Origin of the sequence: Micromonospora sp. BL4, from assembly GCF_003667505.1 — a bacterium.
Taxonomy (GTDB): Bacteria; Actinomycetota; Actinomycetes; order Mycobacteriales; family Micromonosporaceae; genus Micromonospora.
Map to the genome: position 1 here is coordinate 25068 of NZ_RCVJ01000161.1, position 23086 is coordinate 48153.

23 protein-coding genes are annotated in these 23086 nt (G+C 65.1%); 2 read left to right on the forward strand and 21 right to left on the reverse strand.

Features of this window, described 5'->3' with window-relative positions; all coding sequences use genetic code 11:
* Window positions 1-1578: 1578 nt before the first annotated feature.
* From EAD89_RS30800 to EAD89_RS21480, 14 genes are all read right to left on the reverse strand, one after another.
* Complete coding sequence (locus tag EAD89_RS30800) at window positions 1579-2199, reverse strand: hypothetical protein (protein ID WP_199733582.1); 621 nt, start codon at window positions 2197-2199, stop codon at window positions 1579-1581.
* Between the two features lie 182 nt (window positions 2200-2381).
* A complete protein-coding gene (locus EAD89_RS30805; protein ID WP_199733583.1) occupies window positions 2382-3218 on the reverse strand; it encodes an IS481 family transposase in 837 nt (278 codons plus the stop codon).
* 490 nt (window positions 3219-3708) lie between these two features.
* On the reverse strand, window positions 3709-4482 hold the full coding sequence (locus tag EAD89_RS21440) for a DUF6338 family protein (protein ID WP_121676970.1): 774 nt from the start codon (window positions 4480-4482) through the stop codon (window positions 3709-3711).
* A gap of 13 nt (window positions 4483-4495) precedes the next feature.
* On the reverse strand, window positions 4496-4660 hold the full coding sequence (locus tag EAD89_RS30535) for a hypothetical protein (RefSeq protein WP_158610762.1): 165 nt from the start codon (window positions 4658-4660) through the stop codon (window positions 4496-4498).
* A 270-nt stretch (window positions 4661-4930) separates the two neighbouring features.
* Window positions 4931-6571 (reverse strand): pentapeptide repeat-containing protein, encoded by a 1641-nt coding sequence (locus EAD89_RS30280; RefSeq protein ID WP_147458849.1) that lies wholly within the window; start codon window positions 6569-6571, stop codon window positions 4931-4933.
* A 125-nt stretch (window positions 6572-6696) separates the two neighbouring features.
* The gene (locus EAD89_RS31115) at window positions 6697-7527 is read right to left on the reverse strand and encodes a tyrosine-type recombinase/integrase (protein ID WP_233578894.1); all 831 of its coding nucleotides are present in this window, start codon (window positions 7525-7527) and stop codon (window positions 6697-6699) included.
* Entirely contained in the window at window positions 7497-8132 is a 636-nt protein-coding gene (locus tag EAD89_RS31120) for a hypothetical protein (RefSeq protein ID WP_233578896.1), read from the reverse strand. The genes EAD89_RS31115 and EAD89_RS31120 overlap by 31 nt, the downstream gene beginning before the upstream one ends.
* Complete coding sequence (locus EAD89_RS21450; RefSeq protein ID WP_030329852.1) at window positions 8129-8314, reverse strand: AlpA family transcriptional regulator; 186 nt, start codon at window positions 8312-8314, stop codon at window positions 8129-8131. Before EAD89_RS21450 ends, EAD89_RS31120 begins: the two co-directional genes overlap by 4 nt.
* Window positions 8311-10065, reverse strand: coding sequence for a replication initiator (locus EAD89_RS21455; protein ID WP_121676971.1), 1755 nt, complete (start codon window positions 10063-10065; stop codon window positions 8311-8313). The genes EAD89_RS21450 and EAD89_RS21455 overlap by 4 nt, the downstream gene beginning before the upstream one ends.
* Window positions 10062-10604, reverse strand: a complete 543-nt coding sequence (locus EAD89_RS21460; RefSeq protein WP_121676972.1) for a DUF2637 domain-containing protein — start codon at window positions 10602-10604, stop codon at window positions 10062-10064. The genes EAD89_RS21455 and EAD89_RS21460 overlap by 4 nt, the downstream gene beginning before the upstream one ends.
* Window positions 10601-10789, reverse strand: a complete 189-nt coding sequence (locus tag EAD89_RS21465; protein ID WP_121676973.1) for a hypothetical protein — start codon at window positions 10787-10789, stop codon at window positions 10601-10603. The genes EAD89_RS21460 and EAD89_RS21465 overlap by 4 nt, the downstream gene beginning before the upstream one ends.
* A 3-nt stretch (window positions 10790-10792) precedes the next feature.
* A complete protein-coding gene (locus EAD89_RS21470; RefSeq protein WP_121676974.1) occupies window positions 10793-11059 on the reverse strand; it encodes a hypothetical protein in 267 nt (88 codons plus the stop codon).
* The gene (locus EAD89_RS21475; protein WP_121676991.1) at window positions 11056-12651 is read right to left on the reverse strand and encodes an FtsK/SpoIIIE domain-containing protein; all 1596 of its coding nucleotides are present in this window, start codon (window positions 12649-12651) and stop codon (window positions 11056-11058) included. The genes EAD89_RS21470 and EAD89_RS21475 overlap by 4 nt, the downstream gene beginning before the upstream one ends.
* A 175-nt stretch (window positions 12652-12826) precedes the next feature.
* Window positions 12827-13222, reverse strand: a complete 396-nt coding sequence (locus EAD89_RS21480; RefSeq protein WP_121676975.1) for a transcriptional regulator — start codon at window positions 13220-13222, stop codon at window positions 12827-12829.
* Window positions 13223-14207: 985 nt separating this feature from the next.
* On the opposite strand from EAD89_RS21480, the gene EAD89_RS21485 reads away from it, so the two are divergent.
* On the forward strand, window positions 14208-14651 hold the full coding sequence (locus EAD89_RS21485; protein WP_121676976.1) for a hypothetical protein: 444 nt from the start codon (window positions 14208-14210) through the stop codon (window positions 14649-14651).
* Here EAD89_RS21485 and EAD89_RS21490 read toward each other — a convergent pair.
* From EAD89_RS21490 to EAD89_RS31125, 3 genes are all read right to left on the reverse strand, one after another.
* Window positions 14641-15417 carry a glycosyltransferase gene (locus EAD89_RS21490; protein ID WP_233578898.1) on the reverse strand — a complete coding sequence of 259 codons (777 nt, stop codon included), beginning with the start codon at window positions 15415-15417 and terminating at the stop codon, window positions 14641-14643. The genes EAD89_RS21485 and EAD89_RS21490 overlap by 11 nt on opposite strands.
* The gene (locus EAD89_RS21495) at window positions 15405-16226 is read right to left on the reverse strand and encodes a GntR family transcriptional regulator (protein WP_121676978.1); all 822 of its coding nucleotides are present in this window, start codon (window positions 16224-16226) and stop codon (window positions 15405-15407) included. Before EAD89_RS21495 ends, EAD89_RS21490 begins: the two co-directional genes overlap by 13 nt.
* A gap of 149 nt (window positions 16227-16375) precedes the next feature.
* On the reverse strand, window positions 16376-16720 hold the full coding sequence (locus tag EAD89_RS31125; protein ID WP_233578900.1) for a precorrin-4 C11-methyltransferase: 345 nt from the start codon (window positions 16718-16720) through the stop codon (window positions 16376-16378).
* A gap of 880 nt (window positions 16721-17600) precedes the next feature.
* On the opposite strand from EAD89_RS31125, the gene EAD89_RS31375 reads away from it, so the two are divergent.
* Entirely contained in the window at window positions 17601-18092 is a 492-nt protein-coding gene (locus EAD89_RS31375; RefSeq protein WP_158610763.1) for a GntR family transcriptional regulator, read from the forward strand.
* An 83-nt stretch (window positions 18093-18175) separates the two neighbouring features.
* On the opposite strand, the gene EAD89_RS30285 is transcribed toward EAD89_RS31375, so the two are convergent.
* From EAD89_RS30285 to EAD89_RS21525, 4 genes are all read right to left on the reverse strand, one after another.
* On the reverse strand, window positions 18176-19114 hold the full coding sequence (locus tag EAD89_RS30285; RefSeq protein ID WP_158610764.1) for a HEPN domain-containing protein: 939 nt from the start codon (window positions 19112-19114) through the stop codon (window positions 18176-18178).
* A 3-nt stretch (window positions 19115-19117) separates the two neighbouring features.
* Entirely contained in the window at window positions 19118-20191 is a 1074-nt protein-coding gene (locus tag EAD89_RS21515; RefSeq protein WP_199733584.1) for a DUF262 domain-containing protein, read from the reverse strand.
* A gap of 227 nt (window positions 20192-20418) precedes the next feature.
* The gene (locus EAD89_RS21520) at window positions 20419-21456 is read right to left on the reverse strand and encodes a BsuBI/PstI family type II restriction endonuclease (protein ID WP_121676980.1); all 1038 of its coding nucleotides are present in this window, start codon (window positions 21454-21456) and stop codon (window positions 20419-20421) included.
* Window positions 21431-22924 (reverse strand): Eco57I restriction-modification methylase domain-containing protein, encoded by a 1494-nt coding sequence (locus tag EAD89_RS21525; protein WP_121676981.1) that lies wholly within the window; start codon window positions 22922-22924, stop codon window positions 21431-21433. The genes EAD89_RS21520 and EAD89_RS21525 overlap by 26 nt, the downstream gene beginning before the upstream one ends.
* Window positions 22925-23086: the final 162 nt, after the last annotated feature.

The window sequence follows — 23086 nt, forward strand, 5'->3', positions numbered from 1 at the left end:
TGAGGCGCTGCACCAGCTGTCGGGCGTCTTCCTCGGTGTCGAAGTGCCAGCGGAGCACCTTGCCCGTCTCCGAGTCGCCAGCCCTGGCAACGACATGCCAGCGGACCTCACGGGCAAGCCACACGTCACGCCGAGTAAGTCGGCCCCAAACGCCGTTCCACCAGCGCGACACCAGCTCTTGCTCCCACCGGGATCGTACAGGCGTTCTAATTGCGCTTGCGGTAGGTCACCTTTTCGAAGGCTCAAGGCCCGCCGCCGGTGCTGCCCTTGGGATGGGCGGGGGCTCCACCGGCTGGTCGCGGTCCGTAGGCGGCTGCGGTAGGAGCCACCCCGCCTGCCCTCGACCCGGGCGAGCCGAGCAGACCGCCGCCCGACCTACCAGCGTCCGTACGAGCCGCCAAGGTCCGCTTGACGTGGCGGGGCGGGCGGGCGGCCCGCGCCCAGGTAGGCGGGTACAGGGCAGACGGGATAGCTACGAATTAGAACTGCGGGTCGAGGTAGCTTTGCCAGTGATAGTCACCCCACAAGAACCAAGTCGATTGGGATTCCGACGGCAGTCGCACCGTATGGTATACCGGGTTTTCTGGGTCCAGAGTGCAGGTCGCGTAATAGTTGAAATCGGCGTCGTTGTCACCCCGAGGGGTAGCCCAACAAACCCACAAGTAGTACCCGCGGGCTAGGGTGATCGTGCGACCTACTTCCTCGTCCGCTCCCGGGGCGTCGTTGTATCCAACAAATTTGTGGCCCCACCTGTAGGTGCCTGCGTCAAGGAGAATCCTTCTCCCGGTCTCCCATGTAGAGCCGGAGGGCAGGTAAACACGGTCTTGGCCTTGGATTCCAAGGTAGATGTCTCTATTGATGTAGGAAGTGGCTGCCGCGTTCGCTGGCGTTGGGCTAATTGTAAGCGAAAGAAGAATGATGGAGAGTGCTGCGGTGAGCCTAGTTCCGACCCGGAAATTGCGGCTACGCCCTCTTGTCTTGGACACTGAACCTGCTTCCTTCGGTGAGCGGGAAGGCGATGCTATCAATCCATCGATCATCGCGCCGACGTCGACGACAAACCTCTGCAAATACGGCCCAACCCTCTGCTGGCATTTGCAGCGAGGGAGAAGCCGTGTCATGCGTCGAGGAATCGTTGAGCAGGGCAACCCAGGTCAGCGGGACAACTAGGCGGCAGCGCCTGACGCCCTGGACGGCCCTGCGCGGCCAGGCGGACGAGGTGACGACCGAGAGCTTCCGCGGCGGCTCTTTGGTTGGCGAGGGCCGGGCGGGTGTGTGTCGGGCCGGCCAGGGTCGGCCAGGGTCGGCCAGGGTCGGCCAGGGTCGGCCAGGGTCGGCCAGGGTCGGCCAGGGTCGGCCAGGGTCGGCCAGGGTCGGCCAGGGTCGGCCAGGGTCGGCCAGGGACGCTACCGGTGATTGTCTAGTCCCACCTGATGCTTGACGGATCCGTCCCAGGTGTTGCTTGACGGTTGGTCTAGGTTTTGTTGCTGACCTTGCCGGGCCGGTGGGCTTTTATGCTACGGACGGGTTGGTCGTTGGTGCGTCTGACGGTGCGGGGTCCGGCGTCGGTGTGGATGGTCAGGTCGGTGTCGGTGACTTCGATCGTGACGGTCTTGCCGGCGTGGGTTCGGCCGAGTGCGACTTTCTGCCCGACGACCATGACCACGCCGGAGTTCGATGCCCGGCGTGAACGGGCACCGGTCCGGTTGCTGGTTGTGGTGGCGGGCCGGCTGGGCGGACACCTCGCAGTCGGCTGATGTCGGCTGGGGTCAGCGGGCTTGGTCGGGTCCGTAGCAGCTGACGGGTGTCGAGGTCGAAGAAGCTCAGCGTCGCTGCTTCGATGCGGATCCCGACCCGGCGCCCGCCGAGGATTTCCGCGGCCAGGACCAGGTGTTGACCCAGCGACACGCTGCCGGCCCGATTCCCGGTCCGATCCACCTCGACCGCTTCACTCTGCTCGGCCGGCGGCAGCGGTGCCGGGCCGGCCGGGCGGCCGCCGTGGCGCATCAGAGCAGCGAGGTCGGTGACCGACAGGTGCGAACGCATTGACTTGATCCGGGCGCCGGCGATTAGCAGGTGGATGACGTCCGTGTCGGCCCAGAACGTCACCGTGACTCCGGAGCGGGCCGGGCCGAGCCAGAACTGTTTCCCGGCCACCTGCAGATTGCCAGACGGTGGGACGACCCGGTCGAACTGCACCGCTGACGGCGACCAGTGCTCCACCGGTTGCGGGGCGATGACCAGCTCCGGCCAGGCCGGTGGTTCGGCGCCGGTGTCGTCACCGAGGCGGGCAACTTGACCGGCACCACGCCGGGTTCGGCCGGCCGGAAGCGGCTGGCGGGAAACGCCATGCCGAGGGACTGATGCGGCCGGTCACTGTTTTATTCGTGCCGGAACACCTCGATCGCCGCTTGGGCGGTGTCGATGTCCGGCCAGACCGGTACGTCATCGAGCAGCTCGCGCCGCAGGCTCTGGTGAAACCGTTCCACCTTGCCCGTGGTGGTCGGTGTCGCGGGCTGCGTGAGCCGGTGCAAGATGCCGTTCTCCCGGCAGATCCGGTCGAACATCACCTCACCGCCGTTGCCGAACCGGGCGGTGAATTGCTTGCCGTTGTCGGTCAGCACTTCCTCGGGCACGCCGAACTCCCGCAGCGCTTCGGCGAACGCGAGACAGACTGCACGGCCGGTGGCCCGGCGCACCACCGAGGCGATCACGCAATACCGGGAATGGTCGTCAACGCCGGTGACGACCTTGGCCTCCGAACCGTCGGGCAGGAAGATCCCCCCAACGATGTCCATCTGCCACAGCTCCATCGGCCGATCACGTTCCCAGCGCATGTAGTCCTTGCGGCCCCGACGACGCTTGGCCGGGGTCATCAGCCCGTGACGAATCAAGATCCGATAGACCGTCATCGGCGACGGCACCGGCTCGGGACAGCCATGACGGCCCAGCTCGAACGCGATCCGCCGCGAGCCCCATTTCGGGTGGTGCCGGCGCAGCTCACACACCAATGCCTCCACCTCCGGCGACGCCTGATGAGCACACCCGTCCGGGCGATGAGACCGGTCCTGCAAGCCGACCAGGCCCTCGTCGGCATAACGGCGCAGCCACCCATGCACGCTCTGCCGCGACACCCCGACCTTCTCGGCCACGTCCACGACCGGATCACCGGCCAGGACCGCCATCACGGCCTGATACCGCTGTTCCACGATCGACATTCCCACCAGTGCCAATCCCGCTCCCAGATCGAGTGCTGCCGCAACAACACGTGATCAAGAAGCCGAACGGTGATCATGTCAAGCATCAGGTGGGGCGCGAGTGTCAAGCATCAACCGTGACGGGGACACCGTGCTGGATGGTGGAGACTGCCGAATTGGCCTCTTATGAATCAAGGCGGCCCGCAAGCGGGCCGCGCCGGCCCGGCCCCGGCCTGCTGGCGACCTCCGGCCGGCATCGGCCGGGCCGGCCGGCCACGCTTGGGAGTCGCAGGATCAGAAGACCTCGCGGCTCCGCCCCGAACCCCGACCCTCCTCAGAGATGCCCCCGCGGATCACCTCGACGGGCACCACAAGGGCTACCAGCCTCCCTGGACGGGGCCAAGGTCGTTCGTCCGGTAGGGCGCTCCACCTTGTCCCCGTCCGGGGAGGCTGGACGGTCTGGCGACTGCCCAACGAGGAGATCCGCTAGCCAAGCTGGTAGCTCAGATCCTCATCCCTTGAACTGCCACCACCGGCGGACGTTGTCTCCGTCCTTCGATTCAGGGCCCACCCAAGCCTCATCCACTTCCTCGCCCTGCTCGAAGTGCTTCACGTCCAAGCGGACGATGCGACGAGCAGAGAGCACCGAGAATTGGGCATCTACTCGACCTGTCACCCCCTCCTTGGAGGTCAAGGAGATTGGAGCCGACAGCAGGATCTCCCGATCCTGAGTCTCCTCAGGCACGGGGCTGAAGGAATACAGCCTGCCCTGTACGTAGCTGCCATCGTCCATGTGAGCACCCACGAAGATGCGTCCGGCGCCCTCTTCGTCATACATATGCATGACCTTGTACCAAGCAGACCTGGTGTCGATACTGCCGCCGTTTGAGCCCGTCACCGAGCCCAACACCCGGCTGAACCCGAGCCTCTTGCTTAGGCCGAGGACGCGAGGGTGAGCAGCAGCCACGCCGATCACGACCGCACCGACAAGTAGAGCGAAGGACCACCAGGCAACGCTGACGTGGTGCTCTCGGGCGTAGCTCGCCGGATCCCTGACCAGCTCGCGAACGTTCAGGGTGTGATCCGGAATTAGCGCCCGTAGACCCGTATGAAGCAGGGCAACGGCGGCCAGGCAGGCGACGCTGGCGAAAACCACCGTTAGCGACTCGCGGAAGGGTGAGAAGGCACCCCTCGGGGTCGTCCGCTCTCGAAGCAAAACGTAGGCAAAGCCGGGTGCAAGCAGTGCGACGAACAGCACCAACCCGACGAGGTTGGACGGGACCACCGGACTGCCTCTGCTACTTCGTCTTCTTCGACTCGGACTTGCCGGACGCCTGCGCCTCAGGGCTCAGTTTCGTGGACCGCGGAGGCTTCTGGGCCGTAGACACCGTCTCCTGCCGGAACTCGCCGCTCGGCTTACTGACGTGCTGCTTGCCACTCGACTTGTCGCTGCCTTTTGCCATGTTGGGCCTCCGGAGACTCGTGCCCGCTGCGTGCCCCCTGGACCGGGCAACCAAGGTCAACTGCAACAAAGACAGCGAAGGCCCCTGACTTGCGTTTCCGCAGGTCAGGGGCCTCGCCATCCCTGGTGGCGGGTAGAGGATTCGAACCTCTGTAGCTTTCGCGACGGATTTACAGGGCGTCCGCGGTCCTCCTCGGCCAGCACCGCTGAGCTGCCGGCAAGTCTTGCCCGGGCAGGCGCCAGCGGTCACTTGCCCACGATCCGCCCACGCCTACAGGTCGGAAAAGGGAACGGAGACGCGCAAGCCAGCCGACACGTGCACGCCCAGCGGGGGTTGCCCATCTGGCCACTCATCAAAATCAATCGGCATGTCGAGCACTGCGCCGTCGAATGAGACCTTTCCGCCATCGAACGTAGCTTGATCGAAGGTCACCATCGATCTGACTTCATCCGCAGCGCCCGAGACGTCAGAGCTAATTTCCTGGAAGGACACTTCACCGCCAGCGAAATTGGCCCCAGGGAACGCCACTACGGCACTGCGGAGTGCCGCCCGCTCAAAGGAAAGGAGCCCGCCATCCACAATAGCCCCTAGAAGTAGAAGATCACACCGTACGAATTGTGCTCGATTGAACGATATACGGCCCCCGCTTAGCACGATGTCGTTGAAAAACAGATCTACATGCTCAAGCCACACCCCGTCAAATGACACAAACCCATCCTTGAATTCCGCTCCATTCATAGACAGACCTAGGGCGCCGCCGCCGCCGTTGAAGTTCGCGGCCTCGAAGGAAACTTCACTACCGGAAAAACGGGCATCAACGAAGTTGACCTTCCCGCCCGTGAACCTCGATTTGACGAATGACACTTCTCCGCCGTCAAAGCTCGCATCGCAGAAAGAAACCCGCCCTCCGCGGAAATCCGCCTTGGAGAAGGACACCCGAGCACCACCAAATCTGGCACCATCAAAGGAGACATCTCCTCCCAGGAACGCTGCTTCGGCGAACGAGAAATCACCGCTACAAAATTCCGATTTCGCGAAGGAGACCACACCTCCATCGAATGCAACTTTGGAAAAGTCTCCACCGTCGAAAACCGCGCCTGTAAAATCGAAGTCGAGGCCGCGCCAGGACAGGACACCCTTCACGTCAGCACGAAGGCGCTTAGCTATAAGTCGCATCACGGTATGGCGCACCTCACGCTCCTCGCGAGCCGAATTGAAGGACTTCGTGACCTCGGCAGGACCTCTTCCCCTCTCACCAGGTATGGCATTACCTATAGAGAGGGGAGGCGTATACGGCATGCGCAGGTAGCCACAGAGAACATCGATGCACACCTGCCGTCCGTCGATCCAGTCATCAGCAAGGCTCGCCATTGCATAAGCCCCTGCTAAACGGCTCGGCGCCTTCTCAGAACCAAGCTGCTCAGATGCTTTAGCAAACCGCTCATTAAAAAGTCGAACGCCATTGCGGTCGGTTTCAACCTTCGCCCGCTCGTCGGCCGCCTGAGCGAGCGCTCGTGCTATTTCGGCTCGTAAGTCCGCAGCACGTGCCAATTGGTGGTCACCCTCGGCCAATGCGATTGCATGCTCTGCGACTCGCTGCCGCCGGTAGGCGACCACCAGGGCTCCAACACCGCCGACACCTGCCACAACTACAAAGACGAGCTTTAAGAGGTCGAACAACATACCTGCAGTAACGGTTGCGTCTCGTTGGAAGGTGGGCCAACCCGCATACCAAAAGGCTGCGGCGATCATGGCGCTGACCAACAACAGCGCTGCAATCACTGCCACGGTGATCGACCGATGGATGCTCCAGAGCCGCAACGCGGGTAACGTAGCGTCGGCCTGCGGGCTCGAACTGACCGAGACCCCGTGATCGTTCGGATACGACTTCTGCCTTGGGAACAACTCCACCCTCACATTTCTAGCGCAGGTCGTCTACCAGGCAGGAGCCGCGAAAGGGCGGCGACATCGGATCGAAGGACGTGCTCCGCCACATGATCGGACGCCGTCGAGCTCCGTATGACCGATTGCGCAAGTCATCCGAGGGCGTCGCCGATCTTGTCGTTCATGGTGTCGTCGCCGCCGTCGATGCAGTTGGCGTAGACGCGGAGCAGGACGGCGACGCCGTGGCCCAGGCGCCGAGCTACCTCGGTCGGCGGGACGCCGGCATTCAGCCAGAGCGACGCCGCCGCGTGCCGTAGGTCGTAGGGCCTGCGAACGAGCGGCGAGGCGACCTGCGATTCGGCCAGCGCCTTTTCGCGGGCGAGCTTCCACCACCGGTCGTAAACCGACTCCGACAGTGGCCCACCGTGCAGGCCCCGAAAGAACCGCCCGTCCGGGCCGACCCCGTGGTTGTCGACGTGCGAGGCCAGCAACTCGACGAGCCGGGGTGGGATCGGGACCGTACGAGTCTCGGCCCTCCCCCGGTGCTTGAGTCCGCGCCGCTCGTGGGAGCCGCCATCATCGGTCCAGTGCGACCCGGCGCGCGGCGTGGTGCCGGCGAGCACCAGGCGGCCCCAGCGATATTCGATCTTCTCGTGCTCACAGGACCGGGAAGGCTTGACCGCCGCCAGGTCGTCGAAGTCGGCCCCGCAGTCTGCGCACCGGCCGGCAAGGTCGCAGTCTTCCCGCCGTACGTCTGCGGCTTCGGAGGGACGCATACCCGCGTAGTAGAGGCAGCCGAAGAACGCGGTGACCTTGTCGGCCCGTTTGCCGAGAGATTTGACCGCCTCCAGCAGCGTGGCGACCTGGGCTGGGTTCGCCACCACCCGCCGGTCGATGGACTGTGCGACCTCGGGGGCGGTCCACTGGACCCGGTCGACCGGGTTGGAGGCGATCAGCTCCAGCTCGACGGCGTACCCGAGCACGTTGTAGAAGGTGGCCCGCTTCGCTGGACGGTGGAGGCAGCCGCGGGCTTGCCGTCGAGGCGTACGCACAGGCTGTCGAGGACGCGGCGGACCATCGCGGGCGAGTCCAGCTCGACTACTGGGAGGGACGCGGTTTCCAGCCAGGCGAGCGCCGCCGCGTGGTCGGGCGGGATCTCGTCGGACCAGCGGCGTGGGTTGAGGCCGTAGAGGTACAGGGCCTCACGGAGCAGAGCGTCGGTCGGTCGGCCCCGCTTCGCCGGCCGGGTCAGGGTCACCGTGATGGAGGTCAGCGCTTCGACGATCGAGCGCCGGGTCTTGGCTGCCGCCCGGGGCCACTTCATCTCGACATAGGCGCGGCTGTGCGCGTACCAGGTGGTGGGGTTCTTGGTTCTGGCCTCGGAGACCGGGCGGCCGGTGGCCGGGTCGAAGGGCTCCCCCGCGTTGGCCGCCTGGACCAGCTCGGCGCGGAACGAGTGCGCCAGGGCTTTGGTACGGAACATGTCCTCGAAGCGTTGGCCGCTCACCGCCCAACGGACCCGCCACGGCCGAGCTTTCCGGTCGGCGCGCTTGGCGATCTCCCAGATCTGGACCTCGTAGCTCTTCATGCGGCGTCCTGCTCCAGGTCGCCGAGCCAGCGACCGAGCGCCGACCGGCGGACCCGAAGCTGCCCGTTCGGGAGCTTGATCACCCGTGGTCCCTTGCCGGTCTGCCGCCAGTAGAACCAGGTCGAGCGCGGTACGCGCAGCTCGGCGAGCACTTCCGGCACGGTCAACAACTCTTCGTTCACTGCGTTTCCTCCCCGTCGTGCTGAGCGCTGTGCTGAGTTGCCGAAAGATCTGAGGAGCCCTGCGCGGCCCGGTCTTTTGCGGCGAGCAGTTCGGACCGCCAACGGGCGCGTTCGCTGATCGACCGCATGAGCCGGTGGGTCATCGGGCCGACGTCCGGGTCGTCGGGTCGGGCGAGTTCCCAGGCGTGGCGGACCCGTTCGGTGGTGGCGCCCTGGTCGTCGACGAGCTGGGCACCGTCGGTGGTGACGCCGAGCAGTGCCCGGACCCAGGCCCGCGCGTCGTGTTTGTGGTCGGCGAGGGTCTTGCCGGACCAGTCGCGGGAGATGAGGATGCGCCGGCCGCCGATGCCGAGGGTGTCGCGCTGGTGGACCTTGCCCTTGCAGCGGCCGGGCTTGAGCTTGGCGTGTGCCTTGCGGGGCTGGACACCATAGAGCAGCCAGTTGGCGCACCGGTCGGTGCACGGGGTCAGCTGGAGTTGCTGCCAGAGCCGGTCGAGGTGCTTGCGTTGCCGATCGGTGCTCGCCTTGTGGCAGTCGCCGGTGTGCTTGGTGATGTATTTCGTGACGTACCGGATGGTCCGTTCGGCGTCCTCGGTGCCGGGCATGACGCCGCGGGCGTCGACCTGGGCGCCGAAGCGCACGACGTGCACAGGCTCTGCGTCCGGGTTGTCATCGATGGTGTCGAGGGCTTCCGTCCAGGTGGTCAGTGGCTCGCGAGTGTCGATGTCGACCCATGCCGCTGCCTGCTCGTCCCAGATCGGTAGCCGGTCGAGGGTGTAGCGCTGGACGTCGACCGAGGGCCACCACACCTGGTGATAGGTCGCCGCCGCCACGGTGCGGAGCACGTCCCGAGGGATCGTGCCCCGGATGGCGAAGTGGGCGTGCGGGGCGAGACGGCGTTGCGGCTCGACGCAGCCGGCGTACTGGACGTTCCATCCTTCGCACCGCCGAAGGTTCTGCCAGAACCGGTCGAGAAGCCGGGGAAAATGAACGGCGTCCCAGGCTGCGCGGCGGTAGTCGTACCTGGCCGGGTTGACGGGGGTGCCGTCGGGGCGGACCGGGCCGTACGAGTCGAGGGTGAGCGTGAGCCACATGGACGGTTGGTAGGTGGAGCCGTCTGGGGCGGTGTAGGTCTTGCCGACGGTGCGCCGTTCGACCTTGCGCCGGGGCAGTTCGGGGGCATCCTGGCGCCGCTTGGTGGAGCGCTTGCGCCGCTGGCCGGGCTCGTCGTCCTGGTCCTCGTCGTCGCTGGTGTGGGGTGGCCCGACGCGCCCGCGTAGGCCCTCAGCGGCGATGGCTTCCTCTACCTCGCGGATCGCCTCGTCGAGGTCGGCCACCTGATCCCACTGGGCCGCCCTGACCGCCTCGTCGCGGGAGAACTCCAGGTGTGCGCGGAACAGGATCAGAGACTTCTGCGCCTCGGTTGCGGGTTCCGGGCCGGGTAGCGGTTCGTCGTCGCGGTGCCAGCCCTCGCGAATCTGGGCTTGCCGCAGCCGGCGGTTCTTCTTGGCGCACGGCGGGCACTTGTCCTCGCGGGTCGCGCCGCAGGGCAGGTCGATGACCTCGGTCAGGCCGGTGTCGAGGTCGGTCCGGCGCATGGCGAGCGGGCGGACGCAGACGCCGTACTCGATGGCGATGTCCTTGAGCACGTCGATCGAGCGGGGTAGCGCCATGCGGGCCGCCCGTGAACCCGGCCGAGGAGCAACCGGGGTCGGGGCGGGTTCGAGACCGGGCAGGGTCGGAGCCGTCATCGGATGATCCCGACGACCTGGGGCCGGTTGGGCTGGACGACGCCGATCGGAGGCAGCACCGCGGGTGATGCCGGCGGCATCACCGGAGCCGGCGGCGCGGGTTCGACAGGCTGCGGCTCGTCGTACCAATCGCCCTGCGGCTGATTGGGCTCCGGGGCCGGCGGGGTGGTGGGTGCGCTGGACAGGACGACCTTCACCAGGGCGAGGAAGGCCAGCGACGGCACCGCCGCGACGATCCAGCCCCAGACGGATGGTTCGGCTTCGGCGACCTGGGCGGCGAGGGAGAGCAGCGCGAACGCGATCAGGAGGACGCCGACCAGGCCGACGGGTCGACCGTCGCGGCGGCGGGCGCGGATCTCCAGGCCGAGGTAGATGGCCATCAGCTCGACCGCTACGGCGTTGGCCCAGCCGATCCAGTCGGGCTGGCCGTGGGCGACGGTCAGGTCGTGGACGTGGGTGAAGGCGGCGGCGCCGGCCATGGTGCCGATGGCGAGCAGGATCAGCACCCGGACGCCGGACTCGGCGCGTTCGCGGATCATCGGCCGCTGCCGTTGTCGCGGATGGTCAGGGTGATGCAGATTCGCTGGCCGTTGAGGTCGCGGCGGCGGTTGACCATGTGCGCCAGGCCGTGCAGGGCACCGGCGAGTCGGTCCGGGGAGCCGTTGAGTTCGACGTGCAGCGGCTTGAGGCGGTGGGTGCCGAGGAAGAAGCTTTTGAGGGACATCGGTTACCTCCGGGCCGGGGCGACGCGGGTACGGATGTGGTCGGGTGGCTCGCCGAGGGAGGCCACCGCTTCGGAGAGGCAGCGCCACAGTGCCCACGCCTCGTCGGGGGTCAGGTACATGCGGCGCCGGCCGCCACCGACGGCCAGATAGACCGGGTACGCATCGGGCCGGGCGGGGTCGACGCGGACGGACACCGCCGTGCTGGTGGCGCCGTCGGTGCCGGGTGCGCGGAGTCGGTAGAAGGTTCGGCCGTCGGTCGGTGCGGTCACCGCGGCTCACCCCTGTCGGTGTCGCGGTCGAGGATGTTCAGCAACGAGTCGGGCAGCAGTGGCCCGCGAGGCTGCCGGGGCAAGTGCCGCCGGGCCGGTTCGGTGGCGGTTTCCCGGCCGACCTGGGCGAGGATGTCCGCCGCGTCGGCCGGTGCCGGGTATTCGGCGGCCAGCTCGCGAATGTGGTCGTCGGAGATGTAGGAGAAGCGGACCCGGGCCGGCTCGGGGGTGCCGTCGAGGATCACGTAGCCGACGCCCTTGGCCCAGCGGGGCATCTGGTCGGCGAGAGCGCCCCGGTTGCGGGCACCGTCGCCCAACACGAGGTCGACCTGAGCGGCCTCGGTCAGACCGAGCGCGATCCGGGTCGGGAACAGGTCCCGGAACGGCAGCACCTCCTTGCGGGGGTCCTGCAACGCCGCCACCACCAGGACACCGACACCGGCCCCCTGCGACAGCAGCAGCCCGAGTGAGCCAGCGATGCGCTTGCGGAGGTCGACGTCCTGGAGGTACGCGGTCAGTGCCGCCATCTCGTCGATGACGACCACGACCAGCGGGTCAGCCAGGGTCGGAGTGTGCACCCGCACCGCGCCGGCAAGCCGGGTCTGCCGCTCCCGCATCACAGTCACGGCCTCGTCGAGCAGGTCGGCCATGGCCTCGAACGACTTGCAGGCGAAGCGGGCGAACAGCGGCCGACCCATCGCAAACTCCATGCCGCCCTTGGGGTCGATCACCCAGAGTCGGACCAGCCCGGAGGAGATCCCGCCGGCTAGGACGCGGACCAGCGACCACAGCACCGAGCCCTTCCCGGAGCGGGTGGCGCCGCCGATCAGTACGTGCGTGGCGAGCAGGTGCAGGCACCAATGCCGCAGGTCTTCCCGCCGAGCCAGGGGCAGAGCGGTGAAGTCGGGCACCGATGGGACGTCGAACGGGTCGACCAGGGTCCGCAGCGCGTCCGTGCGGACCACCACCAGGTAGACCACCGACGGTCGGTCCCGGAACCGCAGCCGGTCCACCGCGCCCAGGACCAGCGCCCAGTAGCCCGACCGGGTCGGCGGGTCATCGGGGCGCTCGGAGTAGACCCGGGCGTGCCGCCGGCCGAAGGCGTACGCCAGGTTTGCCGTTGCCTTCTGGAATTCCTCGGGCGTCTGGCCGCGGACCATGCGGATGGTCAGTACGTCGAGCGCCTGATCTGAGCGGACCCGCAGCAGCTCCGGCAGGACCGTGCGATGGTCGTACACCTTGGCCAGGCCGCAGAGGGTCATTGCCTCGCGCCAGGCTCGCCGGTAGACGAAGAGCTGACGGAACCGTCCGAGGATCGGACCGGCGCACCAGGTCCACCAGGACGACTCGTGCCGCCACCGCCACACCGCCGACACGGCAGCGGCCAGGACCACGGACACGATCACGCCGGCCCGACCGAACTCCCGGTAGAGGCTCACCCCGGCCACGACCAGGCCGACGGCGACCGGATGGCGAAGACACCACCACAGACCCCGCCACAGCCACCGCAGCACCAGGCCAACCGCGATCAGCCAGAACGGCAGCTCCAACCGGCGCGGCCGGATCACCATCAGGTCTCCGGCGGTGGTCATCACGACCTCGCCGCGCGGCCGGCGCATCATCGCGCACCCGCCACGACGGGCCGCCGCAGGACGGCAGGCATACGCTTGGACATGTCACTACCTCTCTCGACAGAGCAGGGGAAAGAGACAGAGGGCGGGGCTGCCGTCCGCCAAGACCTGACAGCCCCGCCCCCACCAGATGCGGCTACTGCGCCGCCTTCGCGGCCACGCCCGCCGGGGCACGCATCCCGGTCGCCCGCAGCGAATACGCCATCCGACCGTTGTTGCCCACGTACGGCGTGACGGTCATGCCGTCGAACTCCACCGCCTCGAACAGGCCACCCGTCGGCGGCACCGGCTGGTAGTCCGCCGAGATCTTCACCGTCGTCTCCCGCGACCGCTTCCCCAGCTCCGGATCCAGGTCCATCACCCGGACCTGCCACACCCGCTGGCCGGTCAGCTTGTCTTTCGCCGGGCTACGCCGGCCGGTCTTCTCGTCGTAGTCCTCGACCTCGCCCAGAGACTCGGGCACCAACACGCACCCCGCCGGGAACACGTCCTCACACCGCACCGCGAACCTCGTGCCGCCTCGCAGAGCCATCGCTCAACCTCCACTTGTTAACTTGTCTGCCAAGTTGCGATCCAAGGTAGACGGCACTTGGCAGACAAGTCAAAAACCGTGGTGAAGGCGGGCTAAGGGCTCTGCTGTGGGGCAAGCCCACGGCCATCTGCGCAAGCCGTCAGGCCCGGCGTGCCGGCGGAAGCGAGCGAAGCCCTGGGGGTTTGCAAACATGTTTGCAAACCGGCACTGCAGATGACCGGCTCGCGCTGGTGTTCGTCGGCGGCTTGGCTTCAACTACTGCAGTCGGCACTGCAGTAGCGCAGTAGATACTGCACGGATGACGTTGTAAGGTGTAGCAGCGCTTCTAAATTACTTAGATTTGGAAGTTGAGGTGCGTTGAACGTTCGCCGCGTTCGAAACTCAACTGCAGATGTGTTGGTCAAGATTCGATGGTCCTGCACCAACACGGAGAACGGACCCCCACCCGTGCCCCGGACAGAGCGAAGGGTGGAGGTCCGTGGGATGGGTCGGCTCGCCTAACTGGCGGGTCGACCCGCTCCCCCGCCTCTGAGCCAATCCATGATCAACCATGTCAAGGTAGGTGCGATGAGCTTGAAGTACCAGCTCAGGCGCTCCATACCAGGCCGAGGTCGCCAGGCACGGCTCTTCGGGGCTCTGCCTCTAAGCTTCCGAGGCTTCGAGCCCTTTGCGGGTTTGGCCATACTCCACCTTCCCTATGCGGACATGAGTTCACCGCTTTCAACACTGGTGGTTGAAAGCGAGTCACCGGTTGTGCGCGCACGGTCGGTTGAGTTTGACCTCGCCGAGATCATAGGCACACCGCCGGGGTTAGTTGCAAGCGAAGTCCGCCAGGTCCCAGCGGGCCAAAAATAATTGCAGGGATTCGCGCAATAAGGACCGCGTCCTTGCTTGACCTTGATTGCGATTGTATGTAACGCCTCGGCGCCGGGCCGTCAGTGACCGGGGAAGCGTCAAATCTGACTGGCTGGGTATCGGGGCAGGCATGGCGTACGAGCAGGAGGGCCAGGCTGTCGATCATGAGCACTCGCGACCGGCGGGTGTGGATGACAAGACCGTCGAGGCCCTGGGTGATTTGAGCAAGGCTCTTGAGACGATCCACCGGGTACGAGGTCACCTGTACTCGGCGCACCAACTGGTGGGCGGGGCGGATCTCACCCTTGACCGGGTGGTGAAGCTGCTCCGCGAGGCCGGGCACGACGAGACGGCCGACCGGGTCGAGCGCGAACTGTTGGGGCGCAACGTGCTACCCGGCCGGTGGACCTTCCAGATCATGGAGGAGTTCGACGATGGCTACTACGCCGCGTTCCAGGAGATCGAGCGGGATGCGCGGGAGAAGCTAGCCGGCGGCCGACGGCACATCTTCGAGGCGGAGATGAAGGAGCGGCGGCGTACGCACGGGATGCCGGGGCACGAGGCTACGCCGTAGCGCCGCCGGCGAAGCCGTTCGGGATCATCGAGGCCAGGGCGTTGGCTCGGGCCTCGATGATCCTCATTCGTGCCTGGTACTCGGCCGGTTCCCGGTGCGCGGCCTGGCTGGTGACCTGGCCGGGCCACTTGCGGTAGAGCAAGCCGTACTCCCGGGTGAAGTAGCCCGCGGTGACCGCGTTGGCGGCGAGCAGGAGACCGGTGTCCTCGGAGGCGGGCAGCGCCATCCAGCCGCCCAGGGCGAAGACGAGATCCCGGCGCAGGCACAGGGTCGCCGGGTGCACCGATGCCCGGTAGTCGTTGGCCTGCCAGAACGACAGGACCGAACCGCGGTCGATGACCCCGCCAGCCGGGTCCTTGTCCCACCCGGCGGTCGACCCGTCGGGCAGCAGGTCAAGTACCCGCGAGGTGGTCCAGCCGATCTGCGGGTGCGCGTCGAACGCGGCGATGTCCCGGGCGAGCGCACCGGGTGTCAGCTGGTCGTCGGCGTCCAGGACCTTGATGAGTTGCCCGGAGACTCGGGAAAGCGCGAGGGTACGGGCGACACCAGGTCCACCGGGACGGCCGGTGCCCAGACTGATCCGGGGATCGTTGGGAAGCGCGTCGACCAGGGCGCCGGTCTGCCCGTCTTCCTGGACGAGCCATTCCCAGTCCCACCCGGCCGGCATCTCCTGCTTGGCCAGCGACTCGTAGGCGCCAGCCAGGTACTCGATGCTGGGCGCGTGAACCGGAGTGATGACCGAGACGAGCTGCGTCAAGTTTTCCACCGCTGGAGTTTGTGGGAGTAGACAAGCTCGGTCCGGTCCCCCGGCATCACCACGTCGGCGACCTCGACGACTCGGCCCGCGGTGTCGATCGAGGTCTTCCGAACCGTTAGCACCGAGACCCCAGGGTCGATGTCCAGCAGCTCTGCCTCATCCGGCGACGGCGGACGGGCGCGGATCTCGTCGTCGATCCGGTCCAACTCGATGCCAAGCGTGTAGAGCTGGTGCTGCGTGCCGCCCGGCCACGGCTCCTTGCCCGCGTCGAGCAGGTCCGGGTTCGCGGCCACAAGGTCGTACGGCAGGTAGGAGTACGACACGGTCAGCGGCGCGTTCTCGTGCCGCGACGACGTCCAGTAGACCCGGCGCAACAGCGAAGTACCCGGCTCGACCTGCAAGGCCGCCGCCATCTCCGCATCCGCCTCTACCCGGGAGTACTCGGCGTGGAACTTCAGATCGTCGACGGTCAGGCCGGTGTCGTGCTCGGTAGCGCCAGTCTTCAGCCGCTCGTCCTCGTCGAGCAGGACGCGATCCTTCTCCCACTGGTACCGCTCGGTGTTGCGACGGCGTACCCGCTGGCGGGGTGCCCGCACGTAGGTGCCGCGCCCCTGCTCCGCGCGGACCAGGCCCCATTCGCGGAGCTGCCGGATGGCGTTGCGGACGCTGGTGCGCGACAGGCCCGAGGTGTCGGCCAACTCGGTCTCGCTGGGCATCAGCGTTCCGGGCGCAAGTTCACCGCTCACGATCTTCGCCCGCAACTCTTCCGCGAGTTGCAGGTAGCGAGGGCGCCAGTCCCGGCCATGCACACCGGTCACCGTACCCCCTAGACGTTCCAACGTCTGCCAGGTGGTCCCGCCAGCGGGCCGCTCGGGAACGGGAGGCACCGCTACCGCTGCTCGCGGTGGCCGCGCTGGGCGTGGGACGGGAGTACGTGGAACGGCTAGGCCCCGACGGCTGTTGGCATTCACCGCGCCTCCCCCGCCCGCTCGTCGCTATCTACCGGTGTCAGCATCTCCAGGTGGGCGTATACCAACTCGTCAATGAGCCGGTCCACCTGCGCGGACGACAGGAGCACGGTCTGCGTCGCGCCATAGCGGGTCGCGTCGAGCTTCACGGCCAGGTCCCGGCGCGCGAACCGATCAACGACCAGTTGGACGGTGACCCAGCCGGACCGCTCCCGCCCGATCGTGGTGAGTAGCCCGCGGTGCATCGGGTCGTTCGGCCCGCAGCCCCGACACCAGACAGGGCACACGACCGGTGCGATCGACGACGGCGACGGGCCCTCGGGGATGTCAGCACCCTTACTCATCGCCGGCCCCCTGTTGCCCGGTGGCCTGTGCAAGCGATCCGCGAAGTTGCTCGACCAGTTGGGCCGCCTGCGGCAAGGACAACTCCGCCCAGGCGTTCCCGGCCCGGCACGTCACGTGGACACCGACCATGGGGCCACCCAGAGCCTCACTGCTGATGAGGTACGTGACGACGAGCCCGCCCGCTCGACTGTCGCCCGCCCGCTGCATTGGGCCGCGATGACGGCGGGCCATATGAGTCATCACCGGCGGCACCAGGTAGCCGCAGCGATCCGGGGCGCACCAATCCGGGTGGCTCGCGACTGCGGCCAGCTTGTTCGTACGACTCATCGCGGCCACCGCCCGCCGTTGCCTCGGAAGAGCTGGGCTCGCGTCATCAAGAGCGCATACCGGAGCGCAGGCAGTTCGCGGGTGGCGTCCGTCGACCACCGCGGCGAGGAGGTCGTAGATCCTGCGCGTGAACTCGACTGAACGTTGCTGCTGGCACGCCGGGCAGATGGGCGCCTCCGAGACCACCAGGACGAGCACCAACGGTGCCGACGTTGAGAGCCGGACATCGCACCTCCACAGGTAGGCGGGGACCGGTGGCCAACCACGGGGGAATGCGGCCGGCCACCGGCCCGGATGAAGGCACGGCGCACCGTCCGACGACGCAGACGGGTCGGGTATCGCCGAGCCAACTTGTGCGCGCGGCTACCGCAACCGGTCCGACAAAACGCCGCGCATCAGGTGCGACCAAGGTCGGCGCGCGCCCACCGCTGACACGAGCCGTCACCCCGACTGCACACCAAGAAACGTATCTACAAGTGGACGAGTTGTCTAGGCATCAAACAGCTCACTTGGTTGGCACTTGGCAAGACAAGTGCCAGGTACGGTGAGCACGTGCCCACCCCGCACCACGGACAGCCCCGGTACCGCGTCATCGCGGACAAGCTGAGAGAACGCATCGAGAGCGGCGTGATTCCACCCGGAGCCCTCTTGCCAGCCGAGAGCGCACTAACCAGCGAGTTCCGGGCGAGCCGCGGCACAGTCCGCAAAGCCATAGATGCTCTTCGAAAGGAGGGCCTGGCGCATACCGAGCATGGCAGGGGAACTTTCGTTCGGGCCTACTCCTACGATCATGATCCGGATAGGTGCAGCGGCTCAGAAACGAAGCGTCGTGAGGTCGCTGCGGATGCAGAGCTAGCGTCCCTATTCGGCATTGAGGTCGGGGCAACCTTGATCGAAGACGAGAGCGTTACACGGAGAGATAGGGGAGTTGAGAGGGTCGCCCGAGTCTATCGGCTCAGATCGACCGACCATTGGAGTGACCACAATGAGGTGGGAGCTAGCGACAATTCCTTGATCAGCGAAGGGCTCGCGCAGCAGTCGTAATGCCGGCACACCCTCACGTGGCCCACGCTACGAGTGGCGACGCGGCGCCAGCCGCCTGCCAGGTGCAATTCGAGCCCGTTCGCTCAAGCGCAGTCTGTGCTCTCCCAACGGATTGCCGTTCCGCTCTTATCTCGTTCCACGACAGCGTCGTAACTGGGCCTAGCCTTCGACATTGCATACAACCAGGCAGCATCTCTGTCGGGTTCGGTCTTCAGCGCTCGGCGGGCGTTCTCTTTCTTGCAGACGTACCGCCTTCCATCGAAGTCGACAAAAACAATGGAAATAGCGTCCGTCAGCTTCGGACGTGAAGCTTGTGCGAAACTAGTGCCGCTGTCGTGAATCACACGTGCCGCCCTGCTCGCAAGGAGATCGAATCCAAGAGCAATTGCCTTAGCCTGCTGACAGAAGGTCAGCAACTCGCTTGGCTGAATATTGGAATCTGCCTTGTGCGCTGCCCGGTTGCGCAGTCTCAGCCCTTGGGCGTATGCGTCCCTGAGAGGCACTCCACCCAGACCTACCCGAGATCCGAGTCTTGTCATTTCATTCCAGGGATCCGCAGCGTGCAGTGTCCTTAGAATATTGCTCACTTCTTCGGCACCCACGTTTGAACCGTTGTAACCCAATGAGAACTTCGATATGTGCAGCGGACCGCTGAGAGTGCTCGCCACTTCGGACGCGGCCTGCTGGAGCAGAGGCACCGGGTCATCACCTTGGCGGCTAGCCATCTTCGCGTGAGCGTGAGCTGCTCGCATGACCTCCTCAGTTGCCGCAAGGATTAAGTCGCGGGGAAGATCGGAAAAAGCGAGCGCGGTTCGGCTGATGTAGCTTAATACCTCTGCCGATCGCTCGCGTATAAAGTCTTCGAGCGCACTGAATGTCACGACCATCAAGCCGTTGCGTAGAATTCGAGCTCGGTTGTTGTGGGAGATATCAGTAAGCGATTGGTCAATTAGAAGTGATTGGCCAAGTGCATCCTGTACGGCAACGACTCTGTCCAGGAAATTGCGGCGCGTTACCGACATAAGCTATCCAGCCGCCTCGCGCAGCGCATCCGCCATCTGACTCACTCTGTATCTCACCTTGGACGGTGTATTGGTCGCGACGCGGACCGCATCCTCAAAATTTTCGTCCTCGAAAAGCTCTCGCGTTACTTGTTCCGCACGCCCCCTCTTGCGTCCCAGTTTTTCAATCACGGCAGCGGGAACAAGGCTGACGGCGATCATCTGACTGTCGTACATCCCGGCTAGAGCTTGATCTCGCCACGCGCCTCGATCGGGTCGCTTGAACGCATTCACTCCCCAGAGCCGCTCGCACCCGTTTATTGCATTCACGAAGCTAGATGATAGGCTCTTCAGCGACTTCGGATCAGGGTCTTGATTCCTCTGCATGTAAACGTCCATGGACCAGCGGAAGTCGCCCGAAAATTGCTGCCAAGCGTCCATCAGGGTGAAGTATCTCAAAACATATTCGACATCCAGCATGGCCCTGTAAGCCGGAGACTTTGTATCACGAATCTTCAGCTGGTGGCGAAGGAAGGCATTCTCGGATAGCTTCACGAGCAGGTCGTTAAGGGTGCCTCGGTATATGACGTTACGAATCTCTTGAGCGTTGAGCGGTTGACCCCCTGAGTTGAGGCGATGGAAAACCTCATATTTAGTTGCAGGGTCACTTTGACGCAGAAGTGTCACCGCCCGAATATACGGGCGGACAAGAAGTGCGTTCTTGAGCGGGGGTGGAAGGTCCCGGAATCGGTAACCGTTGAGCTCATCGAACCTGCCGAGCAGCGAGAGTGTTAAGCGGTTTCTCATGAACTCATGAATCGCTGTAAGTCGCTGCTTTCCGTCAATAACAGAATAGCTTCCGAAATCATCCTCGGCCAGGTACACAGGAGGCACGGGAATGTTAAGCAGGAAAGACTCGATTAGAGCCGACTGTTTAGCGGGATCCCATCTTTCGCGACGTTGAAATTGAGGGCGCACATCGATAGCTTCACTCTCAACCATCGAGGCCACAGTTTCAAGAGACAGGTCAGAAGCCTGAAGAACCAGCGCATCTTGCGCCAGTTCGAACCTCCGCGTGACGTCACCGTCAGTGCGCATCGTACTCCTATGGACATCGCGCATCAGCATGTTAGACAGACCACCGTACCGACGAAGAGTGTCCGAGTCTAGGGTGCGGCGAGTAAGCGGACGGGACGGCAGAGCGCGAGCCGGACGCCGAGCAAAGTCTCGCTGGCTTTGCGTCAAGGTCGATGGGCGAAGTAGTCATGCAGCGAGCTTGGCCGCCGAACCTAAAGAAGGTGTTGCGCCGCGGGCAGAGACGACTTCTACGTTCCCGGGGATGTCTCGTAGGGACCAAGAAACCGCTCGCCGTTGAAGTGGATCAAGTGAGTGGGCGCATCCCGGATCCAAACCTCTGTCTCCCAGGCGATGTCGGCGGATGCAGCCCGGAAGGTTGCCCTGTCTGGAAAAGCAGTCACGAAGACCAAGCCGGCACGGCATCCCGCAAGCAGCGTGCGCAGCTCGCCAACCCTCTTCGCATCCACTGGCCCAACCGACTGGTATGCCTCCACGCACACCAGCCAGTCTCGCTCGATGTCATGCAGGAGAACATCTGGCATCTTGCCGTGCGGGTCAACTTTGATGCCGAGGTCCGCTAGATACGCATCCTCGTTCACAACCCACTTGGCCCCCGTGTCACCCAGATAGACGACCTTAGCGCCCGGGGTGTAGTAGGCAGCAAAATCCTCTACGACGGCTGCGATCAAAGCGCTGTGCTTGCCAGCGCTAAGCGTCACCTTGGACTCGTCCGGCAACCGCACCGGAACCCGGTGCCGCTCCCTTTCTGCTGCCCAACGGTGCCGGAGTGACCCGAGCTCTTGCATGAAGGTGGCTTGAGCAGACGACCAATCAGGCGTGCCGAAGGTCCGTAGCGCAGTAAGCGCGATCTCCGTCGGACGGTATGAATAGTCGCCGCTGTTCACAGCGCGGTCCGGCGCGTCGCTATTTGCCTCGAGGATGCCCGCAGCCATGAGCTGGTGGACGCTCTGCTTGCGGACACTCTCACGGCTATTCGGGGCGTATCGGACAGGGTCCTTCCGGCCCTTCTTGACAAACGGATAGCGCTCTGCCATCCAGGTCATGCTCTCGGTGATTCCCCGTGTTGTCTGTCGTGCTGTCGACCAGGGTTCGTCCGGGTCCAGGTCCAGCATGCTCAAGAGCACCAGGGCCGTGCGAACGTTCTGCTGCTGCGCAGGTAGCCCCAAGTGCTTTAGCGCGGTCCGCGCCTCGTCGACTCGGGCATTTTGCTGATCTCCCACCGACAAAAGAACTCCAAGATCATGGGTACAGGTCTGGTAGCACATCCTGCACCACTGAGTCCACTTTGCCAACGCCGACAGACTGCCCAGCCGTCGCGCCGATCTGGCGCAATTGCTCGAGGGATGGATACCGAAGGCTACGCAAATCGCCCGCATTTATCTGCGTATGCCCGCTGAACAGTCGTACGAACTGGTCGACCGGTGTGCTGTTCAGGAAGGCGACTAGACCAGCCGCTACCTCGAGGTCGATCCCGGCATTGTCCGCATGGAAGACGTTCAGGTGGTTTTCGATCGCGACGAGCGCACCTGGGGTATCGCTCGACATAAGTAGCGCTGCGCTGACGCGCCTCGGCTCCTCTTTTGCGCTGAACCGCTTTACGAGTACATACGCACCCGATGGAAGCAGCAATGGTGCGGTATCGGCGTTTTCGACCAAGGCGTTTGGTTTCCGGCCAGCCCGCATTGGCCAGCTGATGCGCCCCGCGCTCAGATGCCCCGGATAGAGCAGCGGCACCGTGTCCGCTTCATACTCAGCCCGCAGGTTCTCCCGGGTCCGGAAGTCGACCACACGTCCCGTGCTGACTTTGAGCTGAAGGTCCGCGAGCGAGGCGGGTAGCGCACCCATCCGTTCAGCCAGGTTGAGCCCTGCCACGTCTGTTGTAATACGGATGAAAGATTTGGGGTCGCTGGGGCTTACCACCTGCCCGTATGGCACCTCATGCGAGACCGGTTCATCGATATTCCCTTGGCTAGTCGAGATCCGCACAGTGCTCGGCGTGTGTCCGACGACGGCGCGGAAGATTACATTCTCCTGAAGGACATCGCTGTCCGCAAATACAGTGTTCCGCTTGTCAAAGACATGCAGATTGCGCAGCCCTGCCCTGCTCAGCAACTCTTGGCGGAACTTGTAGAAGTAGGTGCCGTTCGCAAAGCTCCGCGGCGTAATGGCGATAAGCTGGCCACCAGGCGCGAGTAAGCGCAACGCTAGGAGGACAAAAGCTGTATAGAGGTTCGTCGTCTCTACCCCTACTGGGTCTAAGACGGCCCGCTCGGGACCATTGGCGCGGATCTTGCGGTAGGGCGGATTCAAAATCGCAAGATCGAATTGGGGGTCCGAGCCGGTTCGCAGTTGTTCGGCGGCCCAGACGAGGAAGTCGTCAGTACGCTGATCAATGGTGACGGGGTGAACATCAGCGCAGTCCCCCAGCGTGGCGGTCAAGCTAGCGTTGACGTCAGGGTCCACCTCGAAAGTAGTCAGGTTCAGCTTTAAATCTGGTGCCTGACGGGCGGCGCGGGCGACTAGGGCTGCGGTCAGCGAGCCCGTACCAGCGCCCGCGTCGAGGTTGCGGATGCTTCCCTTGTCGGGGATGTCGGCAAGACCAACGATCAGGTCGGCGATCGGCGCGGGTGTGAAGAACTGCCCGAGCTTCGTACGTGTCGCGCTGAGCTTCGCACCACATGCCAGTCGGCGTGTCTCTGCGCGCACGATCAGGTCGTTGGGCGTGGTCGTCATGCCTCAAGTCTGCCGGGTCGTAGCGGCAGGAGCGAGATAGGGCCGGAGCGAAGTTGCGTGTGTCTCGGCCCGACACGGCCGGCGAGCGGCACGACTGGCGTCAGCAGCGGACAAGGAACAGACAGCAGCCTGACGGCGCGTCAAACTTGTTCGAGCAAAGGC

What these genes read in the sequence shown, in the direction of transcription:
- EAD89_RS31120 (WP_233578896.1), bottom strand. Translation starts at nt 8,132, where the DNA reads ATGAAGAGCTACGAGGTCCAGATCTGGGAGATCGCCAAGCGCGCCGAC.
- EAD89_RS21525 (WP_121676981.1), bottom strand. Translation starts at nt 22,924, where the DNA reads ATGACGACCACGCCCAACGACCTGATCGTGCGCGCAGAGACACGCCGA.
- EAD89_RS21475 (WP_121676991.1), bottom strand. Translation starts at nt 12,651, where the DNA reads ATGACCACCGCCGGAGACCTGATGGTGATCCGGCCGCGCCGGTTGGAG.
- EAD89_RS30285 (WP_158610764.1), bottom strand. Translation starts at nt 19,114, where the DNA reads ATGTCGGTAACGCGCCGCAATTTCCTGGACAGAGTCGTTGCCGTACAG.
- EAD89_RS21465 (WP_121676973.1), bottom strand. Translation starts at nt 10,789, where the DNA reads ATGTCCCTCAAAAGCTTCTTCCTCGGCACCCACCGCCTCAAGCCGCTG.
- EAD89_RS21515 (WP_199733584.1), bottom strand. Translation starts at nt 20,191, where the DNA reads ATGCGCACTGACGGTGACGTCACGCGGAGGTTCGAACTGGCGCAAGAT.
- EAD89_RS30805 (WP_199733583.1), bottom strand. Translation starts at nt 3,218, where the DNA reads ATGTCGATCGTGGAACAGCGGTATCAGGCCGTGATGGCGGTCCTGGCC.
- EAD89_RS31125 (WP_233578900.1), bottom strand. Translation starts at nt 16,720, where the DNA reads ATGAGTAAGGGTGCTGACATCCCCGAGGGCCCGTCGCCGTCGTCGATC.
- EAD89_RS21455 (WP_121676971.1), bottom strand. Translation starts at nt 10,065, where the DNA reads ATGACGGCTCCGACCCTGCCCGGTCTCGAACCCGCCCCGACCCCGGTT.
- EAD89_RS21460 (WP_121676972.1), bottom strand. Translation starts at nt 10,604, where the DNA reads ATGATCCGCGAACGCGCCGAGTCCGGCGTCCGGGTGCTGATCCTGCTC.
- EAD89_RS21485 (WP_121676976.1), top strand. Translation starts at nt 14,208, where the DNA reads ATGGCGTACGAGCAGGAGGGCCAGGCTGTCGATCATGAGCACTCGCGA.
- EAD89_RS21520 (WP_121676980.1), bottom strand. Translation starts at nt 21,456, where the DNA reads ATGTGCTACCAGACCTGTACCCATGATCTTGGAGTTCTTTTGTCGGTG.
- EAD89_RS21480 (WP_121676975.1), bottom strand. Translation starts at nt 13,222, where the DNA reads ATGGCTCTGCGAGGCGGCACGAGGTTCGCGGTGCGGTGTGAGGACGTG.
- EAD89_RS30535 (WP_158610762.1), bottom strand. Translation starts at nt 4,660, where the DNA reads ATGGCAAAAGGCAGCGACAAGTCGAGTGGCAAGCAGCACGTCAGTAAG.